Source organism: Limibacillus halophilus, from assembly GCF_014191775.1.
Taxonomy (GTDB): domain Bacteria; phylum Pseudomonadota; class Alphaproteobacteria; order Kiloniellales; family CECT-8803; genus Limibacillus; species Limibacillus halophilus.
On record NZ_JACHXA010000003.1, the window covers coordinates 79,568 to 96,631 of the forward strand.

The 17,064-nt window shown below is 56.2% G+C and carries 20 protein-coding genes; 15 read left to right on the forward strand and 5 right to left on the reverse strand.

From position 1 onward, the window contains the following. Positions 1-70: 70 nt before the first annotated feature. Positions 71-1,390 (reverse strand): serine hydroxymethyltransferase, encoded by a 1,320-nt coding sequence (gene glyA / locus FHR98_RS06135; protein ID WP_183415779.1) that lies wholly within the window; start codon positions 1,388-1,390, stop codon positions 71-73. A gap of 197 nt (positions 1,391-1,587) precedes the next feature. Between glyA and FHR98_RS06140 the strand changes: the two genes are divergently transcribed. From FHR98_RS06140 to FHR98_RS06170, 7 genes are all read left to right on the forward strand, one after another. After that, positions 1,588-2,325: a sulfite exporter TauE/SafE family protein gene (locus FHR98_RS06140; protein ID WP_183415780.1), complete on the forward strand. Its 738-nt coding sequence runs from the start codon at positions 1,588-1,590 to the stop codon at positions 2,323-2,325. Positions 2,326-2,399: 74 nt separating this feature from the next. Beyond that, positions 2,400-3,086: a nitrile hydratase subunit alpha gene (nthA, locus tag FHR98_RS06145; RefSeq protein WP_183415781.1), complete on the forward strand. Its 687-nt coding sequence runs from the start codon at positions 2,400-2,402 to the stop codon at positions 3,084-3,086. Then, complete coding sequence (nthB, locus tag FHR98_RS06150; RefSeq protein ID WP_183415782.1) at positions 3,083-3,742, forward strand: nitrile hydratase subunit beta; 660 nt, start codon at positions 3,083-3,085, stop codon at positions 3,740-3,742. The genes nthA and nthB overlap by 4 nt, the downstream gene beginning before the upstream one ends. Beyond that, on the forward strand, positions 3,729-4,100 hold the full coding sequence (locus FHR98_RS06155) for a nitrile hydratase accessory protein (protein ID WP_221205760.1): 372 nt from the start codon (positions 3,729-3,731) through the stop codon (positions 4,098-4,100). Before nthB ends, FHR98_RS06155 begins: the two co-directional genes overlap by 14 nt. 16 nt (positions 4,101-4,116) lie before the next feature. Next, positions 4,117-5,352, forward strand: coding sequence for an MFS transporter (locus FHR98_RS06160; protein ID WP_183415783.1), 1,236 nt, complete (start codon positions 4,117-4,119; stop codon positions 5,350-5,352). Continuing rightward, positions 5,349-6,557: a BaiN/RdsA family NAD(P)/FAD-dependent oxidoreductase gene (locus tag FHR98_RS06165; RefSeq protein ID WP_183415784.1), complete on the forward strand. Its 1,209-nt coding sequence runs from the start codon at positions 5,349-5,351 to the stop codon at positions 6,555-6,557. Before FHR98_RS06160 ends, FHR98_RS06165 begins: the two co-directional genes overlap by 4 nt. A 6-nt stretch (positions 6,558-6,563) precedes the next feature. After that, positions 6,564-7,445, forward strand: a complete 882-nt coding sequence (locus FHR98_RS06170; RefSeq protein ID WP_183415785.1) for a DMT family transporter — start codon at positions 6,564-6,566, stop codon at positions 7,443-7,445. On the opposite strand, the gene FHR98_RS06175 is transcribed toward FHR98_RS06170, so the two are convergent. Continuing rightward, the gene (locus FHR98_RS06175) at positions 7,420-7,809 is read right to left on the reverse strand and encodes an MAPEG family protein (protein WP_183415786.1); all 390 of its coding nucleotides are present in this window, start codon (positions 7,807-7,809) and stop codon (positions 7,420-7,422) included. The two genes, FHR98_RS06170 and FHR98_RS06175, sit on opposite strands and share 26 nt — an antisense overlap. Positions 7,810-7,898: 89 nt before the next feature. Further along, entirely contained in the window at positions 7,899-8,441 is a 543-nt protein-coding gene (locus FHR98_RS06180; protein ID WP_183415787.1) for a hypothetical protein, read from the reverse strand. A gap of 161 nt (positions 8,442-8,602) precedes the next feature. Here FHR98_RS06180 and FHR98_RS06185 point away from each other — a divergent pair, with 161 nt between their 5' ends. Together FHR98_RS06185 and FHR98_RS16785 are read left to right on the forward strand one after the other, a co-directional pair. Then, positions 8,603-9,034, forward strand: coding sequence for a cupin domain-containing protein (locus FHR98_RS06185; RefSeq protein ID WP_183415788.1), 432 nt, complete (start codon positions 8,603-8,605; stop codon positions 9,032-9,034). A 278-nt stretch (positions 9,035-9,312) separates the two neighbouring features. Then, positions 9,313-10,560, forward strand: coding sequence for a glycosyltransferase (locus tag FHR98_RS16785; RefSeq protein WP_183415789.1), 1,248 nt, complete (start codon positions 9,313-9,315; stop codon positions 10,558-10,560). 290 nt (positions 10,561-10,850) lie between these two features. On the opposite strand, the gene FHR98_RS06195 is transcribed toward FHR98_RS16785, so the two are convergent. Further along, on the reverse strand, positions 10,851-11,090 hold the full coding sequence (locus FHR98_RS06195; protein WP_183415790.1) for a hypothetical protein: 240 nt from the start codon (positions 11,088-11,090) through the stop codon (positions 10,851-10,853). A 185-nt stretch (positions 11,091-11,275) separates the two neighbouring features. On the opposite strand from FHR98_RS06195, the gene FHR98_RS06200 reads away from it, so the two are divergent. Next, positions 11,276-11,569, forward strand: coding sequence for a hypothetical protein (locus FHR98_RS06200; RefSeq protein WP_183415791.1), 294 nt, complete (start codon positions 11,276-11,278; stop codon positions 11,567-11,569). 48 nt (positions 11,570-11,617) lie between these two features. Here FHR98_RS06200 and FHR98_RS06205 read toward each other — a convergent pair whose 3' ends face one another. Next, positions 11,618-14,020 (reverse strand): PAS domain S-box protein, encoded by a 2,403-nt coding sequence (locus tag FHR98_RS06205; protein WP_183415792.1) that lies wholly within the window; start codon positions 14,018-14,020, stop codon positions 11,618-11,620. A gap of 305 nt (positions 14,021-14,325) precedes the next feature. Between FHR98_RS06205 and FHR98_RS06210 the strand changes: the two genes are divergently transcribed. From FHR98_RS06210 to FHR98_RS06230, 5 genes are all read left to right on the forward strand, one after another. After that, positions 14,326-14,730, forward strand: a complete 405-nt coding sequence (locus FHR98_RS06210) for a hypothetical protein (RefSeq protein ID WP_183415793.1) — start codon at positions 14,326-14,328, stop codon at positions 14,728-14,730. A 124-nt stretch (positions 14,731-14,854) separates the two neighbouring features. Further along, the gene (locus FHR98_RS06215; RefSeq protein ID WP_183415794.1) at positions 14,855-15,142 is read left to right on the forward strand and encodes a DUF6356 family protein; all 288 of its coding nucleotides are present in this window, start codon (positions 14,855-14,857) and stop codon (positions 15,140-15,142) included. Positions 15,143-15,217: 75 nt separating this feature from the next. Further along, positions 15,218-15,811 (forward strand): ABC transporter ATP-binding protein, encoded by a 594-nt coding sequence (locus FHR98_RS06220; RefSeq protein ID WP_183415795.1) that lies wholly within the window; start codon positions 15,218-15,220, stop codon positions 15,809-15,811. Next, entirely contained in the window at positions 15,808-16,611 is an 804-nt protein-coding gene (locus FHR98_RS06225) for an ABC transporter permease (RefSeq protein ID WP_183415796.1), read from the forward strand. The genes FHR98_RS06220 and FHR98_RS06225 overlap by 4 nt, the downstream gene beginning before the upstream one ends. A gap of 71 nt (positions 16,612-16,682) precedes the next feature. Next, complete coding sequence (locus tag FHR98_RS06230) at positions 16,683-17,060, forward strand: rhodanese-like domain-containing protein (protein ID WP_183415797.1); 378 nt, start codon at positions 16,683-16,685, stop codon at positions 17,058-17,060. The last annotated feature ends 4 nt before the right edge of the window (positions 17,061-17,064 follow it).

Genomic DNA, 17,064 nt, shown 5'->3' on the forward strand with positions numbered 1-17,064 from the left:
TCCTAAGAATTGGGTCCTTCTTACGCAATCCGGTTCTCCTGACTTGGCGGCATATTGAAACGCTCTTTCCTCAACGAATGTAGTGCAGGCTGGAAAAACGCCTACGGAACGCCATAGTTTGCTCGGCCAGCACTTCGGGGTGATCACTGCGCAACGCCGCCGCCAGAAGTTTCGCCAGTTCCGGGGCGTCCTTTGGCGTCATGCCCCAACGAACCACTTCCGGCGTTCCGAATCGCAGGCCATTCATGTCGCCAGGAACCGGCGCCAGGGGCAATCCTATACCGCAGGTCAGGAAGTTGGCCCGCCGCAAGTGTTTTGCCGCCGCCTGACCGCCACCGAAGGACGCTGCCTCCAACGCAAACTGATGCGATTCCGTCGCCCCTTTCTTGGCTGCAAATACCGGCAAACCCTCTGCAAGGCAGGATTGCGCAAGGGCTTGAGCCATGTCGCGCATGGCGGACGAGTAAGCTTTTCCATGGTCACGCCAGTCCAAGAGCGTGAATGCCAGCGCGGCAGACTTGGCCGCATCGAAATTCGCGGTAAGACCGGGGAAAGCAATCGCATCCAGGCGTTGAGCCAGTTCAGCGTCGTTGGACACAATTAGGCCGCCGGCTGGACCACCAAGGCTTTTGTATGTGCTCATGGTCATCAAGTGGGCGCCTTGGTGCAGAGGGTTCGGCCAAGCGCCTCCGGCGATCATCCCACAGAGATGTGCCGCATCGAAAAGCACGTAAGCCCCGACTTCATCGGCAATAGCCCGCACCTTGGCGACCGGATGCGGGAAAAGGTTGAGGCTAGCGCCTATGGTAATCAGCTTGGGCCGCAGCGCCAGCGCTTGGACCCTCAGCGCCGCGATATCCAAGCTGTAGCCATCCGCATCGACGGGGGCATTGTGAATGTCCAGCCCGTACAAACCAGCCGCACCGGCCTTTTGGTGAGTCACGTGCCCACCAATAGCGGGCGGCGGGACGATGATGCTATCACCGGGTTTTGTGGTCGCCATGAAAGCATAGAGATTGCCAAGTGCGCCGGAAGGCACACGAATTTCGGCGTAAGGTGCCTGAAAAATCTCGGCCGCAAGTGCTGCGGCTATCACCTCGATCTTTTCGATAGCCTCCAAGCCCATTTCATACTTGTCGCCCGGATAGCCTAAAGATGGGCGTGAGCCGAGTCCCTCCGCCAGCACAGCTTCGGCTCTTGGATTCATCACGTTCGTTGCCGGATTTAGATTGATGCACTCGGCTTCATGGATACGCCTGTTCTCCACGATCAAGCTATCCAGTCGCGCTGCCAGTGCGTCGCTTTGCTCCGCAGCCGTTTGGCTAGCGATATCGGCAATGTAGTCCTCACAGGCTTGCGGCACCCAAGCCCGCCGCGCCAGTTCCGTCATGTCTTCGCTCCTGTTCGAAAGCAACGTTTCATTCACCGTCCGGCAAAGGGTCGATGAATAAGGAATCAAAATCTCAACTTCCGGCAGCGCCCCTTGCAAAGGAGCATTGCAACAAAGGCACCTGTTTTGCAAATGCTCCATCGCCCATAGTGGTTGGGATCAAGGATTCGGAAACCCAATGTTCGGTAGGGCCAACAATGGAATTTGAGAATTTTCTCATCATTACCGTGATCTTCCTGCTCGCTGGGCTTGTCAAAGGGGTCGTTGGCCTTGGTTTGCCTACCGTTTCCATCGCTGCCTTGACAGCGACGCTGGGCTTGCCGACCGCAATGGCTGTCGTACTTCTCCCCTCTTTCATAACCAACCTCTGGCAAGCTGTGGCAGGAGGAGCGCTGCGGGAAGTGCTTAAGCGACTTTGGCCTTTGTTTCTGGCCGTCGTGTTAACGACCTGGCTGGGCGTCAGTGTGCTTGCGGTCAGCGATGAGGCGATCCTCTCGGCGCTGCTGGCCTTGATCGTCATCCTCTATTCCGCCACGAGCCTCATGGGCTTACAGGCACCAAGGCCCGGCGGGGCGGAGGGTTGGTTGTCACCGCTGGTCGGTTGTATCAACGGCATTCTTACCGGCTTGACCGGGTCCTTCATATTTCCAGGTGTTCTATACTTGCAGGCGCTCGGCTTGCCGCGCGACATTTTGGTCCAGGCCATGGGCATGCTGTTTCTGGTATCGACTCTTGCCTTGGCCGGCTCACTCGGCGGTCATGGATTGATGACGCAGGAGCTGGGCTTGCAATCCTTGTGGAGTGTCGTTCCTGCACTCGTTGGCATGGTCGGCGGACAAAAGCTCCGTAAGCGCTTGTCCGAAACCCACTTCCGCAAAATCCTGTTCTGGGCCCTGCTGCTACTGGGCGGGTACATTCTTTACCGCTCCTTATAAAGGATCGCCGCCGCTGACAGCGCGGCAATTTGGGATTAGGCTTTTCGGCAAACCTTGAGACAAAGAGGTCTTTTATGGACGACCACAAAGAGCGGGAGCATAGCCACAGCGGACACGGGCACGGGCATGGGCATGGGCACGACGAGCATGATGCGCCTCATTCCCATTTGCCCTCGGACCCGGCGTTAAGAGTGAAGGCGCTGGAAACGCTGCTCGTCGACAAGGGGCTTGTGGACCCGGCGGCGCTTGACGCCTTGATAGAGACTTACGAGCACAAGATCGGGCCAAGAAACGGCGCCAAGGTAGTGGCAAAAGCCTGGTGCGATCCAGACTTCAAGGCTTGGTTGCTGAGGGATGCAACCGCCGCCATCGCCAGCCTAGGCTTCACCGGCCGCCAGGGCGAGCATATGGTGGCCGTGGAGAACAGCGCAGCGCTACACAACATGGTCGTCTGCACGCTCTGTTCCTGTTACCCCTGGTCGGTCTTGGGAATTCCGCCCGTCTGGTACAAGTCCGAAGCTTACCGTTCACGCGCCGTGATCGATCCGCGCGGTGTGCTTAGTGAGTTTGGTGTTACCTTGCCGGAAACAGCCGCAGTGAAGGTCTGGGATTCAACGGCCGAGGTCCGTTATCTCGTGATCCCCCAACGCCCGGAGGGTACCGACGGTCTGAACGAGGAACAGTTGGCCGAACTCGTCACCCGTAACTCCATGATCGGTACGGAGCTATTGTCCGCTGATTCAGGAAGCGAGCAACCATGAACAACATCCATGACATGGGCGGAATGCAGGGCTTCGGCGCCATCCCCATTGAGGAGAATGAACCGGTTTTCCACAGTGAGTGGGAAGCAAAAGCCATGGCGATTACCGTCGCGATGGGTGCATGGGGGCGTTGGAACATCGACGCTTCGCGGCATGCCCGAGAGCGTCTGGCACCGCAGGAATACCTGAACCTAACCTACTACGAGCGCTGGATTGCAGCGCTTGCGGACCTGATGGTGGATCGAGGCTTGGTAACAGTCAGCGAGCTGCAAAGCGGCAAACCCGATGGCGGTGCGACGACCGCTCAACCGCCGTTGACCGCCGACAAGGTCGCGGCGGTGCTAGCCCGCGGTGGCCCGGTGCTTAGGGAAATCGACACAGCCCCCCGTTTCAAAATTGGCGATTCAGTCAGGACCGCAAGAGACAACCCGGACGGCCATACACGGCTGCCGCGCTATGCAAGAGGAAGACAGGGCGTCATTACGCTTCATCATGGCGCCCATGTGTTCCCGGACAGCAACGCCAAAGGGCTTGGCGAAGCGCCGCAGCATCTTTACGCCGTTACTTTCAATGCCACGGAGCTGTGGGGTCGGCATGCGAGCGCCAAGGATTCGGTGACCCTGGACGCATGGGAGAGCTATCTTGAGCCGGCCTGAGAGCCTAACCTCGTCTGACGTGCCATCCTTGCCTGACGTGCCTTCCTCGTCAGATATGCCAGTCTTTGTCGAACCCTGGCATGCGCAGGTTTTCGCACTCGCCGTCAGGCTTTCGGAGCAGGGGCATTTCACCTGGCCCGAATGGGCCGCAACTTTTAGTGAAGAACTTGCCCGGGCTTCTGCTGCCGGGGCTCCGAAAGACGGATCGGCCTATTACGACGTCTGGCTGACCGCGTTGGAAACGATGCTGCTGGATCGGAACCTGGCCACGCCCGAGCAACTGAGCGATCTCAAGCAAGCCTGGACCGATGCTTATCTCAGCACGCCTCACGGAGCGCCCGTGCATCTGAAGCGTTGATTGCGCCGCCGCCGCTATGCCTGTCACCCCTGCCCCGCATTTTCGCTTCCGGCCCCGGAAATTCGGGCAAAAAGCCATTTGGCAGTTGGCCTTTGCCGAGACGATTGTCTGGGCGGGGTTCTATTATCTTTTTCCAGCCCTGCTCCCCCGCTGGGAACAGGACTTTGGCTGGGCCAAGACCGATATCACCATCGCAATGACCCTGGCCCTGGTGGTCTCTGCCTTGGCAACACCTTACGCCGGAAGTTTGATAGATAGGGGACACGGACGCACCCTGTTGGTCGGTTGCGCCGCCTTCGGCAGCCTACTTGTCGCCAGCCTGACTTTGGTTTCGACGCCGTTGCAGTTTTACGGCCTTTGGCTCTTGATCGGGCTCATGATGGGCGGGTCTCTTTACGACCCTTGCTTTAGTTTCCTGACCCGGACCTATGGCGGCGGCGCGCGCCAGGCCATTACCTTGGTTGCTCTAGTCGCGGGTTTCGCCGGGACTTTGTCGTTCTCGCTCTCGAATATTCTCGCCGAGCCATTTGGCTGGCGCGTCAGCGCACTGACCTTCGCTGTGTTGCTCCTCTTGGTTGCGGCCCCGCTGTTCTGGCTAGGCACTAGGCCCGGAAACACAAATTCCGAGGCAACCGAAACAGAGACACCCGATAGCCAAAAGGCCGGGCGACGGATGGCCCGCAGCAAAGCCTTCCGCAATCCGGTTTTCTGGTTTCTTGCAACTGCTTTCTCTCTCATCTACCTGAACCACGGAATGATGATCACCCACTTCTTGCCAATGCTGGATGAACGCGGCGTATCGCTGGAGATCGCGGTTGTCGCTATATCATTCATCGGTCCACTGCAGGTCGCCGGGCGCGTGGTCATGGTCATGGTGGAAAAGCGAGTTTCGACGCGGGCGATTTGCACCACAGCGTTTGCGTCGATGGTTTTGGCGTCCGCCGCCCTTTTTGCAGCCCATTGGAGCCTGCTGCTGTTACCTCTATTTGTTCTTTTTCAAGGTGCCAGTATCGGCGTTATGAGTATACTCCGACCCGTTGTTACGGCGGAATATCTCGGTCGCGCGCACTTCGGTACCGTGTACGGTGTCCTTGCAATGCCGGTGACCGCAAGCTTCGCATTTGCACCTTGGCTAGGTGCCATCATCTGGACTTTCGGAGGATACGATAGCCTATTGTTCGCTACGGCGATCATGGCCTTGGCAGCACTTTTGTTCTTCGTCCTTGCAGCGACCCACCGGCAGAGTGCATGAAGGCCACTATGGAGCGATTCGATGCCATCGTACTTGGAGCGGGCGCGGCTGGGTTGATGTGCGCCATGACCGCGGCTCAGCGCGGCCGACGCGTGTTGCTACTGGAACGCGCGAACCAGGTTGGCAAGAAGATCCTGATTTCCGGTGGCGGTCGCTGCAACTTCACGAATTTGGATGTTCGCCCGGAACGTTTTCTTTCGGGTAATCCGCATTTCTGCAAATCCGCACTTAGCCGCTACCGACAACAAGACTTCATAGCTTTGGTCGAACAGCATGGCATTGCCTACCACGAGAAAACTCTTGGTCAGTTGTTTTGTGACGGCTCGGCACGTCAAATCGTCGATCTATTGCTGGCGGGTTGCGCCAAAGGTGGCGTGACCCTGCGCTTGAACCAAGACGTGCAGGAAATATCCAAGCCCGATGATTTTCATGTCGTCGTGAATGGAAGTCTCGCCGCAGCGCCGGCGCTGGTTGTTGCGACCGGTGGCCCCTCGATCCCCAAAATGGGAGCAACCGGTTTTGCTTATCGTTTGGCGGAACAATTTGGTGTTTCCCTCGTGCCGCCGCGCCCGGCTTTAGTGCCTTTGACAGTTGAGAGCGCAGGCATTGGGTTAGAAGATCCCGGGTCACTGGCGGGACTGTCGCTGGACTGCGTGGCTCGGTTCGGGAAAGCCAAATTTCGTGAGGCCATGCTGTTCACCCATCGCGGCCTATCTGGACCTGCGATTCTCCAGATCTCATCTTATTGGCAGCCCGGCAATGAAATTCACCTTGATCTGCTGCCAGACATCGATGCGGCGGCCTACTTGAAAGCACGCAAGCAGGAACGGCCAAAAAGCGAAGCCCGTAGTGTATTATCCGAGATTTTCCCAAATCGCCTCGCTCAAACGATCGCGCTGCGTCATCTGCCCGAAGGCAGCCTTGCAAACCTGCCGGACCGTAGTTTGGAAAGCCTTGGCGCGCGCCTCAAGAACTGGCCCGTCCAACCCACCGGAAGCGAAGGTTACGCAAAAGCCGAAGTTACAGCCGGCGGCATCGACTGCAGGGAGCTCTCTTCAAAAACCTTCGAGACACGCAAGGTGCCAGGGCTCTATTTCATTGGCGAGGCATTGGACGTAACCGGCTGGCTAGGCGGCTACAATTTCCAGTGGGCTTGGTCCAGCGCGTGGTGTTGCGGCCAAGCGCTAACGACCCATGAAGGGTGACAATCGTTGGATCAGAAAAATTTACAGACAACACATGCGAAGGGGTTTGCGCTGACCCTTTTCGGCGTTCTCATCCTAACCCCCGATGCGTTGCTGATCCGCCTCATCGACATAGATCCCTTCTCCATGGTGGTCTGGCGTGGTTTCCTGATGTCCGGCACCCTGATGACTGTCTTCATCATTCACCGAAAGGGCCGTGTTCTAGCCGAATTCAGGGCTCTGGGCCGCTACGGCCTGGCTGTTGCGCTCTTTTATGCAGCGAATGCCTTCTGCTTCATCTTAGCATTGCACCTGACGTCCGTGGCCAACACCTTGGTGATAATATCCGCAGACACGCTCCTGGCTGCGCTGCTGTCCATAATCTTTCTCCACGAACGTGTCGCCACCCCAACTTGGTGCGCCATTCTCGCCGGCATTGCAGGTGTCGTCATCGTGGTTGGCGGCGGACTGGGCGACGGCACATTGCTAGGCGATTTCTTTGCGCTGATGACCGCCCTGCTGTTGGCTGGGACTTTCGTCCTAATCCGCATGCGCCCGGACCTCAACATGATTCCGGCGACAGCGCTGGGCGGATTCCTCGCCGCCATGGTGGCGTTACCCTTTGCTTCACCCTTTGCCGTAAACGGCACTCAGTTAGGAATGATCCTGGTATTGGGAATGTTTGTCCTGCCGGTTGCGTTTGGCCTTATCACGCTGGGGCCGCGCAGCATACCCGCACCGGAGGTTGCTCTGTTGCTATTGCTCGAAACCGTGCTCGGCCCCTTTTGGGTTTGGTGGGGCATTGGCGAAACGCCCCCGACCGCGACCTTCATCGGAGGCGCCGTGATTCTCTCAGCCGTCGGTCTGCACGCGCTTTGGCGGCTCAGAAAACGACCTGCAGGAATATGACCAACAATGCCACGCAACCAACCGCAAAGCTTATCGTGCGGGTAAAGGGGATGTTCGACACATAGGCCGGGTAATGGGCCAGCCGAGCCAGGAAATACACCACCGAGGCCGCCGCCGTGGTTTCATCCGCCGTTCCACTGACATGCGCGATTAGAACCAAGGTGGCAAAGGGCGCCAAGTTCTCAATGGCATTGTAGTGGGCTTTTTTGGCCCGTGCCGCCCAATCAGGAAGCGGTGTTCCATCTGCTGTATAGGTCAAGGCTGGCAGCAGTCCGACGTTAACAATGTGGGCTAGAATGTAGGGAAGCCATAAAAGCGCCGTTAGCCCAGCCACCAGAGCCAACATAATCAGATCGGTTGTCATCTCCCTTCTCCCCAGAAAGAATACTTTAGCGCTACCAGCATTTCACAGGACTAAGACCCTGTAAATCCAGGCTCTGATACGCCGTCCAATCAATGTAGGGTCAAATTCAAGGACGAGCCCTTGCTGGAATTTGGAACGCCCAAGTCACCTCCAAGACCTTCTCCAACCTCACTTGAAACGGCTGACGCAATTTCGGCCCCCAAGCGCAGCGTTTCATCCATCGCACCGGCCTCCACGATTCCGGAAACCGCAGACAGCAGCGCTGCGCTACGGGGCCGCAGCATAATATCGATCAGCAGACGTTCGTCGCTCGTGACCCGCCCGCAGCACGGTCTATTGAACGCCAAGGTACGGCGGGCATCGACCGCTATCGCCCTGACGAACGATTCCATACCGGAAAGAACTCGGCGCGCGGCCGATGCCGAAACCTGCCGGCAGAGCAACTCCCATGCCGCTCGCCAGTAATGCGGATTCCTCGTCTCCCAACCGGTCAACCAGCGACGGAGGACATCCAGCAGCAATTGCTCTCTTTCGGTTAGCAAGGCGTAACTATCGCTTTCATCGTTAACTCGACGCAGTCCCTTGGGCACCACACACGCTCCCTTCTTGTGTTCGTTGTTCCTAGCGGTCACGGGATCAATAGCTATCCTAATTGCGAATGATTCGCAATCTTAATTTAAGCCCTATCTGATGGATAAAGCGAGGATTTCACGTCGATCGTTCATCAAGATGGTTGCGGCCTTGTCAGGCGTATGGAAGGCTGACGGTCCACGAGGTGCGGAGGACTGAAGGTATGAAAATTAGAGCGGTGCATGTCAAACAGGCATTGGACGAGCTACCGGTTCTAAAAGGGCGTACCCCACAGACGACGGCTTCGGATGCCGACCCCTCCTTCGCAACCCTAGCAACGTTCGGCAAGAACGGCGGCGTTTTCGTAGGCAGCTTCGAAGGACGCAGTGCCTGGGAACGGCATAGCCTTGGCGATGAACTTGTACAAGTCGTCGCGGGCAGCACGCGTTTGACCATCCTGGCAGACGGCCAACAACAAATCTTCGAAATGAAGGCAGGTATGGTTACGGTCGTGCCACAAGGCTGCTGGCACCGCTTCGACGCCCCAGAGGGAGTATCGGTGTTAACTGTTACGCCTCAACCGACGGATCATTCGGCCGACGACCCGGTTCTATCCGGAAACGTTGCTACTGATTTTCCTCAAACAACCAAATAGCCTACGAGTACAGCCAAAACGATTGCCGCAACCGCCGCAAGACCATACTTATTCTTCATATCGAGATCGGACCAGAACCGCAGAAAGTTCATCATTATTCCCCTGAATGGAACACAACCATCGAAATTTCCCCACACGATGCCCGGGAATTATAGCAGGTATAGCGACCCAACGCGAACGGGCCCAAAGGCTAAACCAAATTCGGCTGGACGGACACAAGAACGCTTCAGCGGCGCCGCAGAATTCATCGATAAAACGCGACGAGGAGAAGTGGAGCAGTGCCGCGAATATTCCTAAGCTGTTGGGGTACATTAGGCGAGGTACTGCCTTTTGCCGGTTTTGCACGTGATCTCACCACCGCGGGGCACGAGGTGTTTGTGGCCGGGCCGGAAAACCTAAGGGTGATTTTTGACGGAACCGCCACAGGGTATTGCGCACTGCCACCCGGTCCCCGTGAAATGCAGGTCACGGTCGATACCGTCCGTCATCTCTTTAATCCCACGCTGAGTTGGGAAAGGTTGCTGTCCCAGGTAATCGACCCTTACTGCGAGGCGCAGTTCCATGAAGCAGGCCGGTTTATTCAGAAAAGCGGAGTCGATGTCGCATTTTGCAGTTGGATCACGCCGGGGGCGTCTCTAGCGGCCGAAGCCTCCGGAACAGCGACGATTCGTTGCCATCTCTACCCGCAGTCGCTTTTCCAGAAAAGCGACCTTCCATTGTTCAGCCGCTGGTGTCGCGCGATGACCGGTAGCCGGCCAAAAATTACCGATAGAATCGAAACAAGGCGTGCGATCGTGCAGCACTTCTCCAGACTGACGCCAAGGCTGAATAATCTGGCTGCGTCCTGCGGTCTGGCGCCGGAGACCAGTGGCATGTTTGCCGTGGACCGAGAGGAAAGGCATCAGCTAGCACTTTTCCCAGCCGCGCTTTTGCGAAAGGCGGAACCTGGCTGTCTCCATCTCCAACACGCGGCACGACAAAAGATTGGCGAGCTGCCGGCGCAACTGACGCGCTTCCTGGCATCGGGCCCTGCTCCAATTTTGGTGGCGCTGGGATCCGTGATCCCAGTTGCACGACCAGACTTGCTAGACCTTGTTGCCCGCGCTTGTCAGGAGATCAGTGAACGGGCAATTCTTCACCACGGACCATTCAATCAGCCTATCGTACAACATGGGCCAAACCTGATTTCAGTTTCAACCCTACCGCCCCCTTGGCTCCTGCCACGGGTAAAGGCAGTCGTGCATCACGGCGGTATGGGTAGCTTGCGGGAAACCCTGGGCGAAGGTCTACCCTCCGTAAGCCTGCCGCAAGGTTTCGACCAATTGGATAACGCCAAACGATTGGAGGAACTGGCTTTGGGAACATGGGTGGCGCCTTCACGACAAAACAGCGAGACCATTGGCCGCGCCCTTGTCCGGGCATTGCATCAAGAGGCGGAAACCCATGCGGCCAAGCAGTGGAACAAAAACGCCCTTACCAAGCGAGATCTTACTGCAAGCTCCGTCATCTCCACTTTGGGGCTTTGATCTTCTGTTGGCCCCTTCGTTGGTCCACCGCCCCGAAAGGTTCGGCAAAAAAACTAAGCCCCGCCAAGGGGTCCTGGCGGGGCTACGAATGGTCAGGCGGAAACATGGTTAACCTCCTTTCCGCGGGATCTCTTGCTCTTTCGCTTCGGTGACCTGCACCGATGAGCAGTGCTCCCCTCGTAAGCGGGAGCTATAGCGATATTACGCGAGTGATGGCCGGGCAGCAAAGGCAACAAGGGCAGCAGCGTTTACGCTTTCACCGCACCAGATGTTCGGCAACTCATGCCCGGTCAGTCGAGGCAAGCAAATGTAACCGTACCGTCGGGTACGCCGTCTTCAACCATCTGGGCGCTTTTGTCATAGGCAGAGCAATAAGCGTGAGCTTGTCTATAGATTTCACTGACGTTCCCCAACATCACGCCATGATAAGTTGCAGTCTGCGTGCCTGCATCAAGGGAACTCACCCTTATACCGCCAGCGTTGCAACCCGCCACCAAGCCGGCAACGACAACGCTTGCGGCAAATCTCATCCTGAGCCGCCTGTCACTTCGTTCCACCGGATACCTCCCCAACGCATCGACCCGATCTTGTAAGCATATACCGAATAGATCGTAAATAAAGCCGCCTAAACCCATAAGGGGTTTATCTTTGCCAAGTGACTATCAAGCGATAAACTGTCCTGTAACACTCCATCCGATGATGGTGGGAGGGAAACATGATCAGATTGATCGCCAGTGCGGCAATCACGATTAACAACATCCTGTTCATTATATTTTTAGCGCTTTTGGGTTTTCGCGCTTACAACGTCTTGGCGGCCGTCATGGGGACGCCCGAGCAACAAGGTGAACTTCCCAATGTACTTGCCAAGCTCTGGCAAGCTTTCAGTGATCAAGACATACCGCTCGTCCTCGGTGGGCTGATCGCAACCGGTGGCGTCTCCTTGCTAGGGGCGATGTGGCTTGAATTCCGCGAGGCGCGCGGACTTTCTTCAAAACCCCGGAGTTCATAGCCAGCAATTGAAGTGATGTGGAAGTTTGGGTCCTTCCGGGAATAGTGATCACTCGGCCATCACGCGGTCCAAGGCTTCCAGCAATTGGTTTGTCCGATAGGGCTTTGATAAAAGCCTGTATCCATGACTGTCGATCTGCGAGTGGGGAAACCCCGAGGTTAGGAGGATTCGCATCTTCGGATTGATCTTCAGCGCCTCATCGGCCAACCCCACGCCGTCCAATCCCCCAGGCATCACGACATCGCTGAACAAAAGATCGAACGCGCTGTCCCGCTTCAGTATTTCAAGTCCCCCTAGGCCGTCGGCCGCTTCGACGACTACGTAGCCCAATCGCTTCAGCTGCAATACCGCGGCCTGTCGAACAACATCATTGTCCTCGACGACGAGGACTCTCGCGCCACGCAAGGAAGGCTCTAAGCTTTGGCGCGCCCGCTTGGGTGTGGCCTCCATGGCCCCACTATGCTTTCTGAAATACAGGCGGAAAGTCGTTCCCCGACCAATCTCACTGTAGACGCTTACCTTACCCTTTGACTGCGCCATAAACCCGAAAACCATCGACAACCCCAGGCCAGATCCTTTGCCGACCTCTTTCGTGGTAAAAAACGGCTCGAATATGCGCGTCCGCACCGCTTCGGCCATTCCTTCTCCATCATCCGAAACTTCCAGGACAAAATAGGATCCCGGTGCTAGGTCATGCATATCGAAGGGCGTCAGGTCATTGTTTGTTTCTTCGACAGAATCACCGTCGTGATCAATTTCGGCTTCATCGACGGCAAAACGAAGATGCCCTCCACCAGGCATTGCATCACGCGCATTGAGCGCAAGGTTGATGATGGCGCTATCAAGTTGTGCGGGGTCTACGAAGATCTGCGCCTCGGGAACATGACTTTCAAACGAGATGGCTACCTGTTCGCCTAAAGTCCTGCGCATGAGCGGCAGCAATGATTCGACAAAAGTAATCAATTGCACCGGCATTGGCGACAGGGGTTGCTGCCTTGAAAACGCAAGCAGCTGGCGGGTCAGCTCGGAACCTCGCCAAACCGCGTTGAAAGCCTGGCCCAGCATCGCTTCACGTTCGGCGCTGTCACAGCTTGGGTCTGCAATGGCATCAAGCGAGGCATTTATGGCTTGCAACAGATTGTTAAAGTCGTGCGCCACGCCGCCAGTAAGTTGCCCGACGGCCTCCAGTCGCTGTGACCTGCTGACCTGTGCTTCCGCACGCACCCACTCTGTGACATCCCGGCCGGTGCAAAACAATGTCTGATCTTCATCGGACCAGAGCGCCGACCACAGCATGTTCTTGATCTCACCGTCCTTGGTGACATTCCGATTGCTCAGCGAGGCCAAACCACCGTCTTCGATGGCGCTCGCTATTGCCTCAAAGGTTCGGTCCTTATCCTCTGGATGCACCAGCAATACTGAACTGGTGCCAATAAGATCGGTCGGGGAGTAACCCCACATGCTGGTCGCGCGTTCGCTCACTTCCAGGAAAGTACCTGATCTGTCGATCCTGCAAACGACGTCCGGTGATGTCTCGACGATTCTGCGATATCGCCCCTCGCTTTCCCGAAGCTTCTCGCGTGTCATGCGCTCATCGGTAACGTCGATCACCAAGGTCAAGAGACGTGACCAGTCCTTGCGTGCGGAGGGCGGCAGGAACGCTCTTGAATCAACCAACGCCCGGGATCCATCGAATGCTTCGACCCGTCCTTCGTGATGAAAGGATGTAGCGCCCCCGGCAAGCGCCAGAAGAACCTTGAGAAAATACTGGCGTTCAAACTCGGAAATCTTGTGACTACGCATGTTATCGATGACGGCTTCTTTGCTGTCCGCCTTGAAAAGGCCAAGTGTCGCTCGGCTGATATCCACCACTTCTGTCGCATCAATCAGTTGCGAGACAACTTCCGGATGTTCGATGAGGTAACCCCGAAGGTCGGTTACACCCTCTTCCACCAAGCGGTCGACAATGGCTTTAGCGTCCGACCAGTCTTCAACCCAGACTGAAATCGGAACCTCCTCGAAAACGTCACGGTAGCGTTCTTCTGTTTTTCGGAGCCGCTCGTATATTCGCGCACGTTCTGCCTCGAGATCCTTCTGCTCCGTTACATCCCGGGCAATGACTACTCGGGCCGGACGGCCGAATCCTTCTATGGCATGTGAATTGATCTCGACAAATATCATGCCGCCATCTGCAACAACGTGCCGCCAGACACCAGACTGTTGCAGGCCTGGGTCTAGGCCACGTACGACACGCTCCAGATTTGGGATATCGTCCTTAGGACGAATATCCTTGATCGTCATCGCTAAAAATTCTTCCTGGGAATATCCATAATGCGCGATCGCGGCGGAATTGACCGCCAGAAACGCCATCGTTTCTTGATCATACACCCACATGGGATCGGGGTGAGCCTCGAACATCCTGCGATAAAGAGGGTCGCGATGATCAGCCATGGACTAGCATCACACCTTCTTCATTCATTCGGGGATTGTCTGTTCTAGCGAGTGAAACGCAGATACCGTCCGCAGGCAATATTGTGTCGCCCTTTGTCGCCATAAATTGAACTGACTTCACATTCACTAATTTTAATCTCATCTCCCTATCGATTAGCACAACCAGCACTAGCAAAAAACCCCTTCATCGATCAAAACACATAGCCGTAATGTGTATTGCCTTATGTGCGCCCCGCTGTCGTCACAATTTTACAAGAAGCTACAGTCAATTAGTTTTCTACTGAAATCTAACCGGAGGAACGAAGATGTACGACTGTCACCACACTTCAGTCCGCCAAGCCGCTGCTGCGCTTTTTGCACCGCTCTTCGTCAGCCTGCTCCTGTCCTCACCGGTCGAAGCGCGCAAAATGGCATTGCCGCAAGAAGAAATCGTCAACGTCAATGTGAACTTCAATTCTCAATCGCCGATATCCGACCTGTCGGAGGAAGCAATTACCAAGGTCCGCAACGAGGCCAGCCGCGTTCTTTACGAGATGGCAAAAAAGGAATGCGCCTTAATGCTGGAGGTTATCGCCGACACCTGCAAACTCACTAACTTGAACGTTTCCACCCAGGTTCAGAACTACAACAACCAAGCGCCGATGCAGATTTACATCAACTCCAGCGCTAACTTCGCCATCACCTTGAAAAGGGAACCGGCAAACGAATGAATGATCCAACCTAGAAGTAAGCAAAAGGCGGAACACCCATTGAACAATAGGGTTGCACCAGCATCCCGTTCAGCCTACCCAGAGGTCACTTTAAAACCAAAGTGATTTCTCGGAGAATATTAGAATGAAACTACCCTCGTTCATGATTGACCACCTAAGACATGAACGTCCAGATCGACCACAAGCCTATTTTAGACACGGTGTTTTCGCCTTCACGAACTCATGGAAATTACTCCTGGCCGGTGTTGCAGGCGTGGTGCACGCAATCTTCCCCTGGTGGTTCAAGTTCTACTCCGCAGAACAGGTTGTGCGGACGTTCGCAAAGGTTGCTAACTCGGGTCGTCATGACGACCTGCTAGAGCGCTACGGCCTGCAACAGCACAAAACAAGTGCGGACGCTGATACCCCCTGATGGCCCGTCACTCAGGCTTTGATTACCATACGAACTCCTGCCAATATTTCCGCATTCGGCAGGAAAACAAAGCGCATGCTTCTTCTCAGGTCACTAAAGACGCGCAACCTTGGCCCGCTTGATCTGGAGCTGGCTTCCGGCGAGTGCGTGTCGCTGCAAGGACCATCGGGAAGCGGAAAGAGTCTGCTGCTACGGGCAATAGCCGACCTGGATCCCAGTGAGGGCGACATCCTTCTGGACGGACGATCTCGCAGTCAGGTTCCTGCACCGCAGTGGCGGCGGAAAATCGGATATGTTCCAGCGGAACCGGGATGGTGGGCCTCTCGGGTGGATCAGCACTTCGAAGCTTGGCACAGGATATCAGAGAGTTTACGGACACTCAGTATTCCAAGCGATTGCGGTTCATGGCCGATCAGCCGCCTTTCGACCGGCGAACGGCAGCGTCTGGGCTTGATACGCGCACTCTCCACAGGCCCCCAGGTTATACTCCTCGACGAGCCCACAGCGGCGCTTGATCCGGAAACAACAGAAGCTGTTGAAGCAATTATCACAGAGCGCTGCCGAACGGATGGCCTCGCCGCCATTTGGGTTACTCACCGTGAGGATCAGGCCCGGCGCGTCGCCAAAAGGCATTTCAGGATCATTGGGAACGGGATAGTGCGGGCATGACCGGCTATGTGCATCTCGATTTCGTCGATCTCGCCCTGGCTGCGATTCTTTTGTTCTTCAACGGTGCCTTGTCGTTGGTGCTACAGCTACGGTTGGAGCGCCAGCTCGCGATCTCCGCTGTTCGGATGATTGTTCAGTTGATGGCGATCGGGTTCGTATTGCGCGCGCTTTTCTCAACCGTTTCGCCTTGGCTCACCGCCTTGGCGGCTTTGGTGATGGTTCTTTTTGCAGGGCGGGAGATCATGGCACGGCAGGAGCGCCGACTGACCGGTTGGTGGTCCTATGGTCTGGGTGTGTCCTGCATGGCCACCGCCGCCTTCGCGGTGACCGTTTTCGCCCTCCTCACACAGATTGAAACCGATCCTTGGTATCATCCGCGCTTTGCAATTCCGATCCTGGGAATGGTCATGGGCAACACCATGACAGGGATTGCCTTGGGCCTAGACCGCCTGACCAGCTCAGCAGCCCGCGAACGAACAGCGATAGAAGCTCAGCTCTGCCTTGGGGCCACCCGGTTTCAAGCCATGCTTCCCTTTACGAGACAAGCTGTACGAAGCGCGCTCATGCCGACAATAAATGCAATGGCGGCTACCGGCCTGGTCTCCTTGCCGGGAATGATGACGGGGCAAATTCTTTCGGGTGTCGATCCTGTTGAAGCCACAAAGTATCAGCTCCTTGTTATGTTTCTTATATCTGGGGGTACCTCGCTGGGTGCCGTGGCGGCCGTCATAGCGGGAACGCTGCGCATAACCGACAGCAGGCATCGATTGAGGTTGGACCGGATGACTACAGGACCCTAGGTGCATTCTTTCGAGACCGTTGAAGAGTGCGAACGCAAGACATCATAGCCATATCGTTTAGGAGTATGACAATGCCAGGTTCAGTTAAGGAATTGCTCGCAGCGGCTAATGCGGCAGTAACACGCATAACGCCTGAAGAAGCCACCACGCTTGTCGCAGAACAAAATGCACTGGTGGTCGACGTTCGCGATGCCCCGGAAGTTCAATCCACCGGCAAGGTTCAAGGGGCGCTCAATGTCTCACGCGGTATGCTTGAGTTCAGAGCCGACCCTGCCTCTCCCTACCATAACGAGGCCTTCGATCCGAACCGCCCGGTCATTCTTTATTGCGCTTCTGGAGGCCGCTCCGCCCTGGCTGGAAAGACTCTGATCGATATGGGGTACAAATCAGTCTACAACCTTGGCGCTTTCAAGGATTGGGTCGAAAGCGGTGGCGGCGTCGAACCGTGATCGG